The organism is Streptomyces sp. NPDC020747 (assembly GCF_044334695.1).
Taxonomy (GTDB): domain Bacteria; phylum Actinomycetota; class Actinomycetes; order Streptomycetales; family Streptomycetaceae; genus Streptomyces.
Window position 1 is genome coordinate 68,601 of the sequence record NZ_JBIRTJ010000009.1, and the last position, 16,112, is coordinate 84,712.

Below are 16,112 nucleotides of genomic sequence, written 5' to 3' on the forward strand. Positions count from 1 at the left end.
CGGGTGGGCACCGACACCGTGCGGGAACAGGCGGTCGACGAGGTCGCGGAACGGCGGCGCGAACAACGCGGCTGGTACGTCTACGACTGGGCCTGTTCCGTCTACTCGACGAGCGTGCTCACCGTGTTCCTCGGCCCCTATCTGACATCGGTCGCCAAGGCGGCGGCGGACGCGGACGGATTCGTACACCCGCTGGGGATCCCCCTGCGCGCCGGTTCCTTCTTCGCGTACTGCGTGTCGGCGTCCGTCATCCTGTCGATCTTCGTGATGCCGCTGGCGGGCGCGGCGGCCGACCGTACGGGCCGCAAGAAGCCGCTCCTCGCGGTCGCCGCCTACGTGGGTGCCGCGGCCACCGCGGGCATGTTCTTCCTGGACGGCGACCGCTATCTGCTGGGCGGCCTCCTGCTGATTGTGGCCAACGCCTCACTGGCCGTGTCGATGGTGCTCTACAACTCCTACCTCCCCCAGATCGCCCCGCCGGACGAGCGCGACGCCGTCTCGTCGAGGGGCTGGGCCTTCGGTTACGCGTCGGGCTCACTGGTCCTGGTCGCGAACCTGATCCTCTACACGGCCCATGACTCCTTCGGCGTCTCCGAGGCGATGGCGGTCCGCATCTGCCTCGCCTCGGCGGGCATCTGGTGGGGCGCCTTCACGCTCATCCCGCTCAAGCGGCTGCGCGACCGCCGCACGACGGCCTCCTCGGGTACGTCCTCGCACGGATGGCGGCAGCTGGCGGCGACCGTGCGGGACATGCGCCGCCAGCCACTGACGCTCGCCTTCCTGCTCGCCTATCTGGTCTACAACGACGGCATCCAGACGGTCATCTCGCAGGCATCCGTGTACGGATCCGAGGAACTGGGCCTCGACCAGTCGACGCTGATCGTCGCCGTGCTGCTGGTCCAGTTGCTCGCGGTGGCCGGGGCGCTCGGGATGGGCCGACTCGCCCGGACGTACGGCGCCAAACGGATCATCCTCGGCTCGCTGATCGCCTGGACCGTGACGCTGGGCGCCGGTTACTTCCTGCCCGCCGGCGCGCCCGTCTGGTTCTTCGTCCTCGCCGCCGGAATCGGCCTCGTCCTCGGCGGCAGCCAGGCGCTGTCCCGGTCCCTTTTCTCGCATCTGGTGCCGCCCGGCAAGGAGGCCGAGTACTTCTCGGCGTACGAGATGAGCGACCGCGGTATGAGCTGGCTCGGCCCGCTTCTGTTCGGTCTCACCTACCAGCTGACCGGAAGTTATCGGGACGCGATCATCTCGCTCGTGATCTTCTTCGTGCTGGGATTCGTGCTGCTCGCGAGGGTTCCGGTACGCCAGGCGGTGCGCGACGCGGGCAACCCCGTTCCGGACAGGATTTAGCGCCGGAGGCCAAAGGCCGGTAGTGTACGCGTTTGGCCTGCCAGGCGTACCGTTACTGCGCGTCAAAGATGCCGAAACGCTGGGTGACATCTGCGTTCAGATGTGACAAACCGGGCGCAGGTGGGTACAACAAGGGGCGGCTACGACGGCGACGCATGACCCGGAGCGGGAATCTTTACCGCCGACCGGACGTTGACCGGATGACGACGACAGCGACACCTGTCCTGTGGGCGACAAGCCCGGGAGGCACGATTCATGAGTGAGCGAGCTCTTCGCGGCACGCGCCTCGTGGTGACCAGCTACGAGACGGACCGCGGCATCGACCTGGCCCCGCGCCAGGCCGTGGAGTACGCATGCGAGAAGGGCCATCGATTCGAGATGCCCTTCTCGGTGGAGGCGGAGATCCCGCCGGAGTGGGAGTGCAAGGTCTGCGGGGCCCAGGCACTCCTGGTGGACGGCGACGGCCCTGAGGAAAAGAAGGCCAAGCCCGCGCGCACGCATTGGGACATGCTGATGGAGCGGCGCACGCGAGAGGAGCTCGAAGAGGTCCTCGAAGAGCGCTTGGCCGTACTTCGCTCCGGAGCCATGAACATCGCGGTCCACCCTCGGGACAGCCGCAAGTCCGCGTAACCCCTCCGGGGGTTGGGCGGCATACACGCACGCACCCAACCGCGGGTGCCGTACCTTCGGGTACGGTGCCTGCGGTTTTGTGCGTTTGGATGACTTTCGGGCGCCTTGTCCTCAAACGCCGAACGGGCTGAGAGGATGCGGGTTCGTCTATTGGGTGCGGGTTCGCTGTGGCTGGTCGCGCAGTTCCCCGCGCCCCTCAGGTACCTCGGCCGGCAGGTATCTCAAGTCCCCGAGGTATCTCGTGCCCCTGAGGTATCTCAGCCCCTCCGGCGTTTGAGGAGCGGGGGTTCGGGGGCCGGCCCCCGAAAAGGGACGGTGGGGGTCCCCCCGCTCGAGCGAAGCCGAGAGTGGGGGAGGGAAGGGGCGGCGGGGGCGAAGAAAGACCCCTCGGCGTCAGCCGTTCAGCGGCGGCCGCGGCCCCGCGTCCTCCTGACGCCCCCGCGGCTCGTCGTCCCGGATGACCTCGCCCGGCACGACCTTCCCGTCGGGCCGATGGATACGCGCCTGCTGGAACGCACCCCCGAGCGTCCCGGCGCCGGCCTCCCGCATCTTGCGCTCGAAGGTCCGCTCCGCATACCGGCTCAGCCCCTTCTGAACCGGCGGAACCAGCAGCAGCAGCCCGAGCGCGTCGGAGATCAGCCCCGGCAGCATCAGCAGCAGGCCGCCCAGCATCATCAGACCGTTGCCCTCGGAATTCGTACCGCCCTGCGGCAGCGCCCCGCTCTGCTGTTGCTGCAACGTCTCGCTCAGCGCGCGGAAGGCACGGCGTCCGGCCCGCTTGATGACCACGGAACCGAGGACGAATCCGGCGACCAGCAGCAGGAGGACGATGAAGCCGCTCGTGGCGCCCGCCACCACGATCAGCAGCCAGATCTCCAGCACCAGCCATGCGGCGATGCCGAGCGGCAGGTACCTGAGCGGGCCGGAGCGCCGGGGCCGTGCGGGGTGGGGCGGAGTCGAAGCGCCAGTCGTCATGCGTCCAGTGTGCCTGGGCACGGCTCAGTACGGGATAAACGCGAGGTCAGCACCACCTGTGAAGCGGAGCCGCCCGCCCCGTCAGCCGGACCGCGACGGCAAGCGGACCACGACGGCAACCGGACCACAGGCCCGGACAGGCCAGCCGGACCACACAACCAACCGGGCCTCAGGACTTCCGACGCCCGCGAATCCGGTCCGCCCGCTCCCCGACCCCCCACGTGGTCACCCTCCACAGGGCCTCCACCAGGATGTCGCGGCTCATCTTGGAGTCGCCCAGTTCGCGCTCGACGAAGGTGATGGGCACCTCGACGACGTGATAGCCGGCCTTGACGGCCCGCCGCGCCAGGTCGACCTGGAAGCAGTAGCCCTGCGAGGAGACCTCGCCGAGGCCGAGGCCCTCCAGGGTCTCGCGGCGGAACGCGCGGTAGCCGCCGGTGACGTCGCGGATCGGCACGTCGAGCATGACGCGCGAGTACAGGCTGCCGCCGCGCGAAATGAACTCACGGGACTTGGGCCAGTTGACGACACGCCCGCCCGGCACCCAGCGGGACCCGAGCACGAGGTCGGCCCCCTTGAGCGCGGTGAGCAGCCGGGGCAGTTCCTCGGGCTGGTGCGAGCCGTCGGCGTCCATCTCGACCAGGACGCCGTACCCGTGCTCCAGGCCCCAGCGGAAGCCCGCGAGGTAGGCGGCGCCGAGGCCTTCCTTGCCCTTGCGGTGCAGCACGTGGACGTGGTCGTCCTCGACGGTCAGTTCGTCGGCGAGTTTGCCGGTGCCGTCGGGGCTGTTGTCGTCGGCGATCAGAACGTGCGCCGCGGGCACGGAGGCCCGCACACGGCCGACGATCGCCTTGATGTTCTCCGCCTCGTTGAAGGTCGGGATGATCACCAAGGTCGTGCCGAGCGCACCGAACTGTCGCCCACCGCCGTCGTTCACAGCTTCCCCTTAAGACTTCCGTGCGAGGGGCTCCACCATAGCGAGCGTCGCTCTTCAGGCCGGTGAGACACCGACGTGAAAGTTCCCGGAAGGGGCCAGAAGGGGGTGGGACTGCGGATCGGGGCCCGGCGCCCTTCGGGCCGACCTGGGACCCGCTGGCTGCGGGTCGACCGAAAGCCGTTGTCTACTGAGCGTCCGGGCCCCACCCGGGTCACACCATCCGAGCCGGAACGTTCCCTCGCCCCGTGGCGCGGGCGCTGGGCCTGGCTCCCAGTGGCGGTGTACCGGTGCGGCACACCATCCCTGACCCAACTGCGCTGCGGCGACTGCGCGGAAGTTCACCGGTCGGACGTCCGGTGGTGGACCCGGCCGAACCTACCGGCCACCTGCCGCTAGCTGTCAACAGTCGTTTGACCTGGGACTTTTCCCTCAAATGCCTGGTCAGCGCGGAGGATACGCAGGTCGCGCGACGGAGCGCCGGGCCATGATCGACACCGCGCCACCCCGGGACATCACTCGTCCGGCCGTACGAATACCGTCCGTCCGCCCACGACCGTACGCAGACAGACGGGCAGTCGCGCGCCGGGCGTGAGGTCGGGCAGTCCGGGGGTGCCGGAGCGCGGGTCGGTCGACCAGCGGGCGACCCGGTCGTCCGGGGCCTGGACGACGAGCTCGTCGGTGCGCCACACGGCGTAGTCGGCGGGCGCGCCGGGTACCAGGAGGCCCGCGTCGTCGCGTCCGACCGCCCGCCAGCCGCCCCGCGTGTGCGCCGTGAACGCGGCGCGCACGGACACCCGGTGCTCCGGAGTGCGGTGGAAGGCCGCGGCGCGGACGGTGCCCCACGGGTCGAGCGGTGTGACGGGGCTGTCGGAGCCGAAGGCGAGCGGCACCCCGGCCCGCAGCAGGGCCGCGAACGGGTTGAGCGCCCGGGCCCGCTCGGCGCCGAGGCGCTCGGCGTACATACCGTCCTCGCCGCCCCACAGCGCGTCGAAGGCCGGCTGGACGGAAGCGGTGAGGCCGAGTTCGGCGAAGGCGGCGATCGCCTCCGGCGTGAGCATCTCGGCGTGCTCGACGCGATGCCTGGCGGCGCGTACGCGGGCCAGGCCGACCTTCTCGGCGGCTGCGCGGACTCCGTCGACCACGGAGGTCACGGCGGCGTCCCCGATGGCGTGGAAGCCCGCCTGGAGGCCCGCCTCGGTGCATGCCACCACGTGGGCGGCGACGGCGGCGGCGTCCAGGTAGGCGGTGCCGGTGTGCCCGGCGTCGGCGTACGGCTGGTGGAGGCAGGCCGTGTGCGAGCCGAGGGCGCCGTCCACGAAGAGGTCGCCCGCCGCTCCGGCCGCGCCCAGCGCCCGGGCTCTCGCCACGCCCTCCTCCGCCTGTTCGGCCCAGTAGCCGACGACCCGGGGCCCGGTCTGCTCCGCGGCGAGCCTCAGCAGCCCGGTGAAGTCGTCCTCGGAGGAGATCTCCGGGCCCGCGCACTCGTGGACGGAGCCGATGCCGAGCGAGGCCGCGTGCTTCAGCGCGGCGCGCTGGGCGTCGGCGCGCTGCTCCGGTGTCACGGCTGCGAACGCGGCGGCGCGTACGGCGTGATGGGCGTCGCGGGTGAGCGGTTCGCCGTCCTCGAAGCCCTGCGCCCGGCGTACGCCCGGCGCCATGTCCAGCAGCGCCGTGGTGACGACGGCCGAGTGGACGTCGATCCGACTGAGGTAGAGCGGGCGGCCGCCGGTAACCTCGTCCAGCTCCTCCCGCCGCGGATGCCGCCGCTCGGGCCAGCGTGACGCGTCCCAGCCATGACCGAGGAGTACCCGGTCGGCGGGACGGGCCGCCGCGAAGTCCCGTACGAGGGCGATCGCCTCGCCGAGGGTGCGGGTGTCGGAGAGGTCGAGGCCGGTGAGGGCGAGTCCGGTGGCCGTGGTGTGCACGTGCGCGTCGGTGAACGCCGGGGTGACGAGCGCCCCTTCGAGGTCCACCACCTCGTCGACCCCGTCCGAGAACGCGTCGGCCGCGCCCTCGGAGCCGACCCAGGCGACCTGCCCGCGTTCCACGACCATCGCGGTGGCGAACGGGTCGGCGGGGCTGTGGACTTCCCCGCCGCGCAGCAGCACGGTTCGGGAGGTGGCGGTGCTCTCACTCATGGGGAACAGTCTCGCCCCTCGGCGCACGCGCCCCGCGCACGGGGCCCCACACCAGGGGTTCAGAACCCCGGCGGTTCAGATCTTCGGCGGCCGGGCCTCGTACGGCGTGGAGAGAACCACCGTCGTACGTGTCGAAACGCCCGCCAGCGTGCGCACGCGCGCGAGGAGTTCCTCCAGCTCGTGCGGGCTCGCGACGCGGACCTTGAGGATGTAGTTCTCGTCGCCGGCGACGCTGTGGCAGGCCTCCAGCTCCGGGACGTCGGCCAGCCGTTCGGCGATGTCGTCGGGGGCGCTGGGGTCGAACGGTTTCACCGAGATGAAGGCCGTGATCGGCAGCCCGACGGCCTCCGGGTCGACGACCGCGGCGTAGCCGCGGATGACTCCGCGCTGCTCCAGCCGGCGTACCCGCTGGTGCACGGCCGACGTGGACAGGCCCGTGGCCTTGCCCAGGTCGGTGTAGCTCATCCGCCCGTCTTCGACGAGCAGCTGCACGATGTGGCGGTCCAGCTCCTCCATGGCGGAGAACCTACATGCCCTTGATCCGCTCGGGTACTCTGCGGCGCAGGTCATACCCTGTTTGTGATGTGGCCTGAAGAAGCGGGCGAGACACCCGGGGGACAAAACCACCGGGTCGGGCACCTGCACGCGGCATGTGACGAACGCCACATAGCAGCGGTCGGTTCCGTGATGTTCTCGTGATTACCGCAGAGACGGGGCGGGAAGTGCTTGCTGTGGTCGAGGTCGCAGTGCCTTGTCGGCCCACCCGAGGGGGAGTAGCCCATGCAGAGTCTGAAGCGCCCTGGTCGCACCGCGCCCAAGCGGCAGCAGCCCGTCGTCGAGCCCGAGCCGGAGGGCGTCGAACCTGACGCCGAGGAGTTCGACGCGTACGACACCTTCGAGATGTACCGGGTGATCTGCCCGGACTGCGCGCAGCCCATCGCGCTCCTCGCGGACGAGGAGATCCTGCCGGAGCACGCGCTGTGCGCGTCGCCGTGGAACCCGTTCGGGCTCACGGTCTGCGCCGGTACGGGCAGGACGGCGGCCGAGGCCCGCCCCGCCGACGAGACGATGGAGGCTCAGGAGCAGGACACCGCCCTGCTGTTGACGCTCCCTCAGGGTCTCGACTGGCGTACGCAGCCGTTCTCGCACGTCGCCGGCCCAGGCTCGCGCCCCATGCGGGTGCCGGTGATGCGCGACCAGGCCGCCTGAGCACCGAACGGCCGGTTTCCGCCTGAGCGGTCCTCAGCTCCTGTCACTGCCCTGCACCATGGCTCATGGGCTCCACCAACCTGATTAGCCACGAAGACGATTGGCTTGCGGCGCATTTCCCGCACCATGATCCTGTGCAACCTGCAGGATCGCCAAGCCAGTCAGAGACGCTGTCGTGGTGCAGGAATAGCGGCAGGTCCTGCGCGAGGTCGAACTCGCGCAGGCCGGGCCGCCATCTCCCAGTCGAGGACCGCGGCGGGTTCGAAGCCGTCGTAGATGACGTTTCCGATGCGTGCGTCACCCCAGCTGAGGACCGTCTCGCCCTCGTCGCGCTGCCGGAGCGCGTCGAGCCGGTCGAAGGTGTCCTCGATCAGGGGTGACCGCGGCAGTCCGTCAATCACCCATTCGTAGTAGGCACGTTGGGCCTCGACATGACGTCGTAGCGGGCTGCCGTTCCCTGGCGAGGCGAGGAAGTCCGCGTCGCGCAGCGGGACTTGGTCGTGGAGCCGGGCGAGGAGTCCGAGCGACGCGGCCTCAAGTCGCTCCCGCTCGGCGTCACTTGCGGCGTGCAGCCAGTTGCCCTCGTACGTGTAGGGCATGACGTCCGGTGGTACGCGGCCCTCCACGCGCTCCATGACGAAGAAGGGCGCCCCGAGGGGTCCTGGGTCCTCCTCCAGCCACCACACCCGCGGTACGGGCACGTCCGTACGGTCCGCCACCAGTCGCATGGTGCGGTACTGGCGCGGCAGGTCGTAGACCGGGAAGACGGTGTACGCCGCCGGATCCGCCGCGAGCCTCAACGCGCAGGCCCGCAACGGGGGTTCGGGGTGCTCGATGTCGAAGAGCAGGGTCTCGCTGGAGAGTCCGTTGGAGGCGGGGACGCGGACGTCGACCGCCTTGGCGCCGGGCAGCCGTCCGGCGAGCCAGGCGGTCAGCCGCCGCGCGAGTTCCTCCGGGTCGCGTGTGGTCGTACGCGGACGGGGTGCCGTTGCCATCGATCCGCTCCCTCCCTCGCGTCAACTTCCCTACGGGGCAACCGAGTCGAAGCCGGTGAACCCGCTCGGGTCGTGCCGTCCGAACGAGCTGTGCTCGAAGATGCCGTGCCCCACCTGTCCGTCGATCGTGAAGCGGGCGGCGTGGTCGGTCACGCCGTACGCGGCGAGCCCGAGCGCGGCCGGGTCCGAGAGGTCGTACGTGCGCCGGTCGGTCCAGCCGCGTCCCCGCCAGGTGCCGTGCTGCCAGCCCTCGGCAGGCGGATAGCCGGCCCCGACGGCGAGCGGTGAGGAGGTGAGGATCTCGACGCCGAGCTCCGACGGCTTGCGGAAGTCGCCGAGGTGGACGATCGCGCGCTCCGGGTGCCGGGTTCCGCTCCGGTAGGTGATCTCGGCCTGGGGCCAGCCGAGTTGGCGGTCCCGCTCCCCGTTCCGTACGAGCGTCGCGTCGTTCAGGGTGCGGTAGCCGTCGGCGTCCTCCTGGGTGATGACCATCAGGAAGCGGTCCTCGAAGCGGACGGGACACCAGAGCCAGTGGAAGCCCTCGGTGCGGTGCTCCTCGGCGAGCCTGCCGCCCTCCTCGCCGGGCAGGGGGCGCGTGCCCCAGCTGCGGTCGCGGGTGCCGGTCCAGTTGTCGCCCGACAGCCGTGTCTCGTCCCCCGCGACCCGGATCCAGCCCTCGCACCGGCCCGCCTGCACGAAGCGCCGGCCCTCCAACGTGAGGCGGGCGCCCCGGCGTTGGACGTGATGCGGCTCCCACAGCGCGGGGAAGTCCGCCGACCAGTTGATCTCGTACGACAGTCCGTCCGGGTCGTCGGGGTCGGCCGCGCAGCTCAGGACGAAGTCCTTCAGGGGCGCTCGACCACGATCCGCAGCGGACCGACCGCCATCGTCATCCTGGTGTCGTCGTCCAGCGCGTCGGAGCCGCGTACGGCGTGCAGGGTGTCGCCGGTGCGCAGGGTCGCGTACGCGTCGATCACGCCGACGTTCGGGTACACCCCGAGCCCCAGGACGAGCAGCGCCCGCCCCTGGTGGTCGAAGACCTGGAAGATGCACCGGTCGTAGGCACCTGGTGCACGGGGTACTCGTCGAGGGCTACGGGGCGGTCGTCGGGCATCGGCTGCCTCCCGGGGCGTACGGCGCGTGACGTCGCCCGGAGGGGTGCGCCCCTCGTACGGACCGGCGGCACCCCCGGACAAGAGCGGGACCGAGAAGGGCGTGCCGCGAACTCACTGGCGAATCCGCGCGCCGGTGACCTGTCCGCATGTGGACCCGTTGGCCTCGGTATGACCCCCACATACGCAGAGGCGGAGCGCCGCCGCCGGATCCTCTTCCCCACGTCGGCAGAATCGGTTCCCCAGGGGTCCCTGGGGAACCTGGGACCGCAGGAGACTCAATGGACACAGGGGACCCAGTGGACACAGGGGACTCAGTGGACACAAGGAGTTCACTGGGCACAGGAAACCCAGGGATCGCAGGGGTCTCAGGCATCCCACGTACACCCTCAGCCCCTGGATCCCCCCATCTACCGCGCCCTGATCCGCACCTGGGCGGACCGGGGCCGGACCCTGCCGGGCCGCCACGACCCGGAGTGGGCCCGGCTCGCGGCGCCCTCGGCGATGTACGCGTACGGGAGGTTCAGCGCGACTCAGGACCCGCGAGGTGACGGGCGATGACCATCCGCTGGATCTGATTGGTGCCCTCGACGATCTGCAGCACCTTGGCCTCGCGCATGAGGCGCTCCGCGGGGAAGTCCGCGGTGTAGCCGTACCCGCCGAGCACCTGGACGGCGTCCGTGGTGACCTTCATCGCGGTGTCGGTGCAGTGCAGTTTCGCCATGGCCGCCTGCTTGGCGAACGGCCGTCCCGCGTCGCGCAGCCGGGCCGCCGCGAGGTAGAGCGCCCTACCCGCCTCGATCTGGGTCGCCATGTCCGCGAGCATGAAGCGCAGGCCCTGGAAGTCCGCGATCGGGCGGCCGAACTGCTGCCGCCCGGTGGCGTACGCGACGGCCTCGTCCAGCGCGGCCTGGGCCACACCCATCGCGCAGGCCGCGATGCCGAGCCGCCCCGAGTCGAGCGCGGACAGGGCGATCGCGAAGCCCTGGCCCTCGTCGCCGATGCGCCGGTCGTCCGGGATCCGTACCCCGTCGAAGTGGACCTGGGCGGTGGGTGAGCCCTTCATGCCCATCTTCTTCTCGGGCGCCGCGGCACTCAGCCCCTCGGCGTCGCCGGGCACCAGGAACGCGGTGATGCCCCGCGCCCCCTCGCCGCCGGTGCGCGCGAGCACGGTGTAGAAGTCGGCGACTCCGCCGTGCGTGATCCAGGCCTTGGTGCCCGTGATCACCCAGTCTTCGCCGTCCCGCACGGCTTTGGTGCGCAGCGACGCCGCGTCCGAGCCGGAGGACGGCTCCGAGAGGCAGTAGGCGCCCAGAAGGCCGCCGCCGAGCATGTCCGGGAGATGCTCGATCTGCTGTTCCTTGGTGCCGTAGTTGGCTAGGGCGTGGCAGGCGAGCGTGTGCACGCTGACGCCGAGGCCGACGGTGAGGCGGGCGGCGGCCAGCTCTTCGAGGACCTGGAGATAGACCTCGTACGGCTGGTCTCCGCCGCCGTACTCCGACTCGTACGGGAGGCCGAGCAGGCCCGACTCCGAGAGCAGCGTGAGGACTTCGCGCGGGAAGCGCCCGGCGTCCTCCTCCTCGGCCGCCTTCGGGGCGATCTCGCGCTGCGCGATGTCGCGGACGAGTGAGATCAGATCCCGGGCCTCGTCCGTGGGCAGTTGACGGTCCACCGGCTGCGGGGCGCGGTCGGGCATGGTGACGCTCTCCTCCCTGTCGGGCACTTCGGCGAACGCACACCTGGGTGGGGCTGCCCCGCCGGGTCTCACTGGGCACTGCCGACGCTCGGCGCCGCCGGGTCACGGAAGCGGCTGATCAGCGGCTGTGCGCTGTGAGTATGCCCGATCGGCGGGATCCAGTCACCAGTTAACGACCGCTTACTCCAGAGTAAGGGACTCCTGCGTCGAATCCCGTGCCGAATTGGTCCGAACCATTGACCGCACTGGTCTAGTCCTCTTACTGTTTCGCCCCAACGCTTCACCGCGCTCATGCCAACAGGCGCGCGTTCCCCTCCCCCTCCTGTGGAGACACGATGTTCACCTCGCTCCGCCCCCGCGTCCGTTTCCGGGCGCTCGTATCCGCAGCGTGTTGCGCCGTTCTCGGCGCGGGGCTGCTCGTCGGCGCGGGCACGGCCACCGCGGCCGGCCCCGACGCACAGGCCGCCGCACGCAAGGCAGCCGGCTCCAAGGTCGTCGGCTACTTCACCGAATGGGGCACCTACGACCGGAAGTACCTGGTCAAGAACGTCGAGACGTCCGGCTCGGCGGCCAGACTGACGCACATCAACTACGCCTTCGGCAACGTCACCGGCGGCAAGTGCGCGATGGGCGACAACTACGCGGCGACCGAGCGGACGCACACCGCGGCCGAGTCGGTCGACGGCGTCGCGGACACCTGGGACCAGCCACTGCGCGGCAACTTCAACCAGCTGCGCGAGCTGAAGAAGAAGCACCCGAAGCTCAAGATCCTGTGGTCCTTCGGCGGCTGGACCTGGTCGGCGGGCTTCACCGAGGCGGCCAGGAACCCGGCCGCCTTCGCCCAGTCCTGCTACGACCTGGTCGAGAACTCGAAGTGGGCGGACGTCTTCGACGGGATCGACATCGACTGGGAGTACCCCAACTCGTGCGGCGCCACCTGTGACACCAGCGGGCGGGCCGCGTACAAGAACCTGATGTCGGCGGTGCGCGCCAAGTTCGGCGGCTCCGCGCTGGTCACCTCGGCGATCCCGGCCGACGCCACGGCCGGCGGCAAGCTCGACGCGGCGGACTACGCGGGCGCCGCCCAGTACGTCAACTGGTACAACCCGATGACGTACGACTTCTTCGGCGCCTGGGACGCGACCGGTCCCACGGCTCCGCACTCGGCGCTGAACTCCTACTCGGGGATCCCGCAGGCGGAGTTCCACACCTCCGCGACCATCGCCAAGCTCAAGGGCATGGGCATCCCGGCCTCGAAGCTGCTGCTCGGCATCGGCTTCTACGGGCGCGGCTGGACCGGTGTCACCCAGGCGGCGCCCGGCGGCACGGCCACGGGCCCGGCGGCGGGCACGTACGAGCAGGGCATCGACGACTACAAGGTGCTCAAGACGAAGTGCCCGGCCACCGGCACGGTCGGCGGTACCGCGTACGCCAAGTGCGGGAACAACTGGTGGAGTTACGACACCCCGTCGACCATCGCCGGGAAGATGAACTACAAGAACGCGCAGGGTTTGGGCGGCACGTTCTTCTGGGAGCTGAGCGGTGACACGTCGAACGGCGAGCTGATCAGGGCGATCAACTAGCTTCGACGGTAGGGCAGTTGGGTGAAGGGCGGGGGCCGGTCGGCGGGCTCCCGCCCTCCACTCATGTCATACGTCCCGGCGTGCGGCCTTCGGTGCCGGGTAGGAGGCGTCCAGCTCCTCGATGGCGCGCATCGTGCCGCCGAGCATCTTCACCAGCAGCTCGCGCATGAGGTCGCGCGGGAGGTTGTAGTGGTGGATCCAGTCGAGGGTGGCGCCCTCGACGCTGCACAGCCAGCCGAGCAGCGCCATCCGTGGCAGCGGGGCGATCTTCCGTCGCCCGTACGCCCCTTCGGCGATCGTCTCGACGATCGCCTCCCGCACGCCCTCCCGGATCGCGTGCACCTCGGCGTCGAAACCGACACCCCCGCTGATGATGGTGCGGTACGCGGCGTGGTTGTGCTCGGCATAGCGCAGATAGCCGTCGATGGTGCGGTGGACCCGCTGCTCCGGGGGCAGTTCGAGGCCGCCGGCCGCCCGGGAGATCAGCTCGGCCACCGAGTCCTGGACGATCGCCAGGTAGTAGCCGCGCTTGGACTTGAAGTAGTAGTAGATCAGCCCCTTGGCCACCTGCGCCTGTTTCGCGATGTCGTCCATCGACAGTGCGTCGTAGGACGTGTCGGCGAACAACTTCCGCCCGATGGCGATGAGTTCGGCGCGGCGCGCTAAGGAACGGTCGGTGCCGCGCGCTCCGGGGCGGTCGGCACCACGCTGCTGACTGTTACTCAATTCCGGACCTGGTCTCCAACTGCGAGCGGGACCCCCGCAGTATGGCAGAGCAGCGTCACCAGCCTGTTCGACTCTCTTCGACCGCGGTCAGACGAGGCCGAGCTGTGTCACGAGCATCGCGAGCACCACCACGAACGTCCAGCCCACGATGTGTTCAAGGATCTTCGGGCCGTCGTCCTTGGGGCCGCCGGTACGGGTACGGACCCGTCCGGCGGTGGCTGAGGTCGTGGTCATGGCAGCTCGCTCACGTCGGTGTTGCGGTGGACTCCCCCCGTCGTTCTGTCCACCTTGCCACCGGATCGGGCTTTTGCGGGGGAGAGCTTGGTCACGCGCGAGGGGCTGCTGTGGCACCCGCCACAGCAGCCCCGTCGCAGCAATCCCGTCACGGCAGTCTCGTCACAGCTGCCCGTCGCTCAGCGAATGCCCACCGCCGTCAGCGCCTTCCGCTGGCCGGCCGTGGGACGGGCCGGAAAGTAGACGTAGCAGACGCCGCCGGTACCGGAGACGACAGCCCCGGAGGCGTTGTACCTCTTGGTACGGAGCCAGATGTTCTCCCACTCGCGCCGCTTGTAGACGCGCCGGACCGCGTTGTTGTCCGGCGAGGCCGGGTCGTTGGCGATCACGTCGCCGTCGGCGGTGAACCCTATGACCGTCATCAGATGGCCCGCGGTGCCGTACCCCGCTCCCGTCAGTTCGGTCTTGAGGAACGACTGGGACGTTATGGCCGGAATTCCGGCGGCGATCAGCGTCTCCAGGTCGGCGAGCGAGCCGAGCCGGGTCACCACGCCCTGGAGGTCCTTGTACGTCGCGGCGTACGCAGCGTTGAAGGGCCAGTTCCCGCAGCCGTTGTACTGGTGGTCGAAGGTGAACCGGGCGGCGTGGCACACCTGCGGGTCCGCGTACTCGGGCTTGACCCAGGCCAGGTCCGCCGCAGTGGGCTTCCGACCCCAGTACTCGATGATCATCTGGGAGGAGGTGGGGCTGCACCAGGCCTCGCCGCCGTTGTCGTACTCGGGGTACTGGCCGGCGTGGATCTCCTGCGAGTAGCGCGGCACCGTCAGCTCCCGCGCGAGTGCGGGCGTCGAGGCCGGGACGGTGAAGCGGTCCGGGACGTCGGAGCCCATCGCGCCGAGCCGCCACACGGTCGGCGTGGCCGCGGTCCCGGGCTTGCGGTACAGGGTCAGCCGCAGCCGGTACGACACCAGGCGCAGCCCGGAGGCCGCGTCGTCGATGGAGAAGGTGTCCGTCCAGACACTGCTCCGGCCGTCGCTCTGGTCGTCCACCGAGGTCCGCCGGATGTCCCGGTCCCCGGCCGCCCAGCGGCCCATCACGTACCAGGGCGTCTTCTTGCCGTCGGAGTACGTACCCGACAGCTCGACCTGAAGCCAGGTGCCCGCCGGGGTCCGCGCGTTCCAGGACGGGATGACCTCGGTCGCGGGGACGGCAAGGCGGTGGACGGGCGAGGTCCAGCGCGCGTACTCCCAGGTGGCGGTCGTGCCGGTGTGCGGGTCCTTGTAGTCGGTGCGGCCCTCGGGCGTCCCGATCACCAGGCCCGGGCGCGTCCCCGGCACGGCACGGGTCCCTGCCGCGGTACCACCGCGCCAGTCGGTGTACGAGGTCCAGGCATGGTTGTCCACGAGGCTTGACGGGGCTTTCGACGGGGCGGCGGTCCGGGTTCTCGCGGGGCCGGCCGTCGAGCCGGCGGCGGCCGCCGCCGGACTCGCGGCGCCCGCGGTGGCCGCGGCGACCGCCACGGCCAGGAGGCTTCTGCGGGACGGCTGTTCAGCTCTGGTCATGGACGGGTGACCCCCAGGTGTCCGGAACGGGCTGGTCCAATGCGTGGGTGTGGGCCAACTATGGTTCGCGATCACGGCTTCTGCCAGCACTTCGCGCGTCGCGGCGCCGACCAATATTGGTCGATACCACTGGCATGGCCGCGACAGGACATAGGGCGCCTTCTCCCCCGTTCGCCCGAGGATGGCCTCGGTAGAGTGAAGCCCAGGAGCACCGCACCGCACCAAGGGATCCCTCATTCACCTCGACGCCCTCGCCGCCCGGCTGCACCGGCTGCCGCCCTCCTGCGGACCCGTCCGGCTCGTCGGCGTCGACGGGCACGCGGGCTCGGGGAAGACCACGTTCGCGGGGCGGCTGGCCGAGGCGCTGGGCGCGGTCCCCGTGCTCCACCTGGACGACATCGCCACGCACGAGGAGCTCTTCGCCTGGACCGGGCGGCTGCTCGGGGAGGTCGTGGAGCCGCTGTCGCACGGCACGACGGCGCACTATCTGCCGTACGACTGGGAGACACGCGGCTTCGGACCGGCCCGCGCGCTGCCGCCCGCGCCCGTGGTCCTCGTCGAGGGGGTGGGCGCCGGCCGTCGCGCGCTCAGACCGTGGCTGGCGCGGCTGCTGTGGATGGAGCTGGCCGACGACGACGCGTGGGCGCGCGGGCGGCAGCGGGACGGTTCAGCGCAGAACGAGTTCTGGGAGGGGTGGGTCCGCGCCGAGCGCCGGCACTTCACCAAGGACCCGTCAAAACCGTTCGCCGATCTTCTGGTGCTGCAGTGTTCAGAGGGGTACGAGGTACTCCAGGGATCTGCTGCGACGTCAGTGAAGAGCCTCCCCGTCACGGACCGTGACGGGCCAGCGTCTGTGTGCTGAACTTGTGAAGACCCACATCTGAGAAGTTGCCTGAGTGCCCCAACTCGGCTTGACCCGGGGGCCGTACAGGACTTACTTTCTGAATGTGCGGCCTTTTGGG

At 70.3% G+C, this 16,112-nt stretch carries 13 protein-coding genes and 2 pseudogenes; 5 read left to right on the forward strand and 10 right to left on the reverse strand.

Translation table 11 applies throughout. The features are described 5' to 3' along the window. Nucleotides 1-3: 3 nt before the first annotated feature. Nucleotides 4-1,353 carry an MFS transporter gene (locus ACH4YP_RS23535; RefSeq protein WP_398492292.1) on the forward strand — a complete coding sequence of 450 codons (1,350 nt, stop codon included), beginning with the start codon at nucleotides 4-6 and terminating at the stop codon, nucleotides 1,351-1,353. A 255-nt stretch (nucleotides 1,354-1,608) separates the two neighbouring features. Further along, a complete protein-coding gene (locus tag ACH4YP_RS23540) occupies nucleotides 1,609-1,983 on the forward strand; it encodes an RNA polymerase-binding protein RbpA (protein ID WP_003977404.1) in 375 nt (124 codons plus the stop codon). 393 nt (nucleotides 1,984-2,376) lie between these two features. Here ACH4YP_RS23540 and fxsA read toward each other — a convergent pair whose 3' ends face one another. From fxsA to ACH4YP_RS23560, 4 genes are all read right to left on the reverse strand, one after another. After that, nucleotides 2,377-2,958, reverse strand: a complete 582-nt coding sequence (fxsA, locus tag ACH4YP_RS23545; RefSeq protein WP_398492294.1) for an FxsA family membrane protein — start codon at nucleotides 2,956-2,958, stop codon at nucleotides 2,377-2,379. 169 nt (nucleotides 2,959-3,127) lie between these two features. After that, the gene (locus ACH4YP_RS23550; protein WP_398492296.1) at nucleotides 3,128-3,895 is read right to left on the reverse strand and encodes a polyprenol monophosphomannose synthase; all 768 of its coding nucleotides are present in this window, start codon (nucleotides 3,893-3,895) and stop codon (nucleotides 3,128-3,130) included. 512 nt (nucleotides 3,896-4,407) lie between these two features. Further along, a complete protein-coding gene (locus ACH4YP_RS23555; RefSeq protein ID WP_398492297.1) occupies nucleotides 4,408-6,033 on the reverse strand; it encodes an amidohydrolase in 1,626 nt (541 codons plus the stop codon). Between the two features lie 75 nt (nucleotides 6,034-6,108). Beyond that, nucleotides 6,109-6,549 carry an Lrp/AsnC family transcriptional regulator gene (locus tag ACH4YP_RS23560; RefSeq protein ID WP_143635274.1) on the reverse strand — a complete coding sequence of 147 codons (441 nt, stop codon included), beginning with the start codon at nucleotides 6,547-6,549 and terminating at the stop codon, nucleotides 6,109-6,111. Between the two features lie 264 nt (nucleotides 6,550-6,813). Between ACH4YP_RS23560 and ACH4YP_RS23565 the strand changes: the two genes are divergently transcribed. After that, on the forward strand, nucleotides 6,814-7,242 hold the full coding sequence (locus ACH4YP_RS23565; RefSeq protein ID WP_361071624.1) for a hypothetical protein: 429 nt from the start codon (nucleotides 6,814-6,816) through the stop codon (nucleotides 7,240-7,242). 215 nt (nucleotides 7,243-7,457) lie between these two features. Here the strand turns inward: ACH4YP_RS23565 and ACH4YP_RS23570 are convergent. The 3 genes and pseudogenes from ACH4YP_RS23570 to ACH4YP_RS23580 all read right to left on the reverse strand — a co-directional run. Beyond that, a pseudogene (locus tag ACH4YP_RS23570) lies at nucleotides 7,458-8,237 on the reverse strand (phosphotransferase family protein); the annotation flags it as partial. 30 nt (nucleotides 8,238-8,267) lie between these two features. Further along, nucleotides 8,268-9,351 (reverse strand): annotated as a pseudogene (locus ACH4YP_RS23575) (hypothetical protein). Between the two features lie 521 nt (nucleotides 9,352-9,872). Beyond that, on the reverse strand, nucleotides 9,873-11,045 hold the full coding sequence (locus ACH4YP_RS23580; protein WP_361071621.1) for an acyl-CoA dehydrogenase family protein: 1,173 nt from the start codon (nucleotides 11,043-11,045) through the stop codon (nucleotides 9,873-9,875). Between the two features lie 335 nt (nucleotides 11,046-11,380). On the opposite strand from ACH4YP_RS23580, the gene ACH4YP_RS23585 reads away from it, so the two are divergent. Beyond that, nucleotides 11,381-12,628, forward strand: a complete 1,248-nt coding sequence (locus ACH4YP_RS23585; RefSeq protein ID WP_398492300.1) for a glycoside hydrolase family 18 protein — start codon at nucleotides 11,381-11,383, stop codon at nucleotides 12,626-12,628. 66 nt (nucleotides 12,629-12,694) lie between these two features. Here ACH4YP_RS23585 and ACH4YP_RS23590 read toward each other — a convergent pair whose 3' ends face one another. The 3 genes from ACH4YP_RS23590 to ACH4YP_RS23600 form a co-directional block, all read right to left on the reverse strand. After that, entirely contained in the window at nucleotides 12,695-13,354 is a 660-nt protein-coding gene (locus ACH4YP_RS23590) for a TetR/AcrR family transcriptional regulator (RefSeq protein ID WP_398492302.1), read from the reverse strand. An 87-nt stretch (nucleotides 13,355-13,441) separates the two neighbouring features. After that, entirely contained in the window at nucleotides 13,442-13,588 is a 147-nt protein-coding gene (locus ACH4YP_RS23595; protein ID WP_200399568.1) for an SCO1431 family membrane protein, read from the reverse strand. A 179-nt stretch (nucleotides 13,589-13,767) separates the two neighbouring features. Next, nucleotides 13,768-15,150 (reverse strand): peptidase C39 family protein, encoded by a 1,383-nt coding sequence (locus ACH4YP_RS23600; protein ID WP_398492304.1) that lies wholly within the window; start codon nucleotides 15,148-15,150, stop codon nucleotides 13,768-13,770. 235 nt (nucleotides 15,151-15,385) lie between these two features. On the opposite strand from ACH4YP_RS23600, the gene ACH4YP_RS23605 reads away from it, so the two are divergent. After that, a complete protein-coding gene (locus ACH4YP_RS23605; protein ID WP_398492596.1) occupies nucleotides 15,386-16,012 on the forward strand; it encodes a uridine kinase in 627 nt (208 codons plus the stop codon). Nucleotides 16,013-16,112 lie beyond the last annotated feature (100 nt).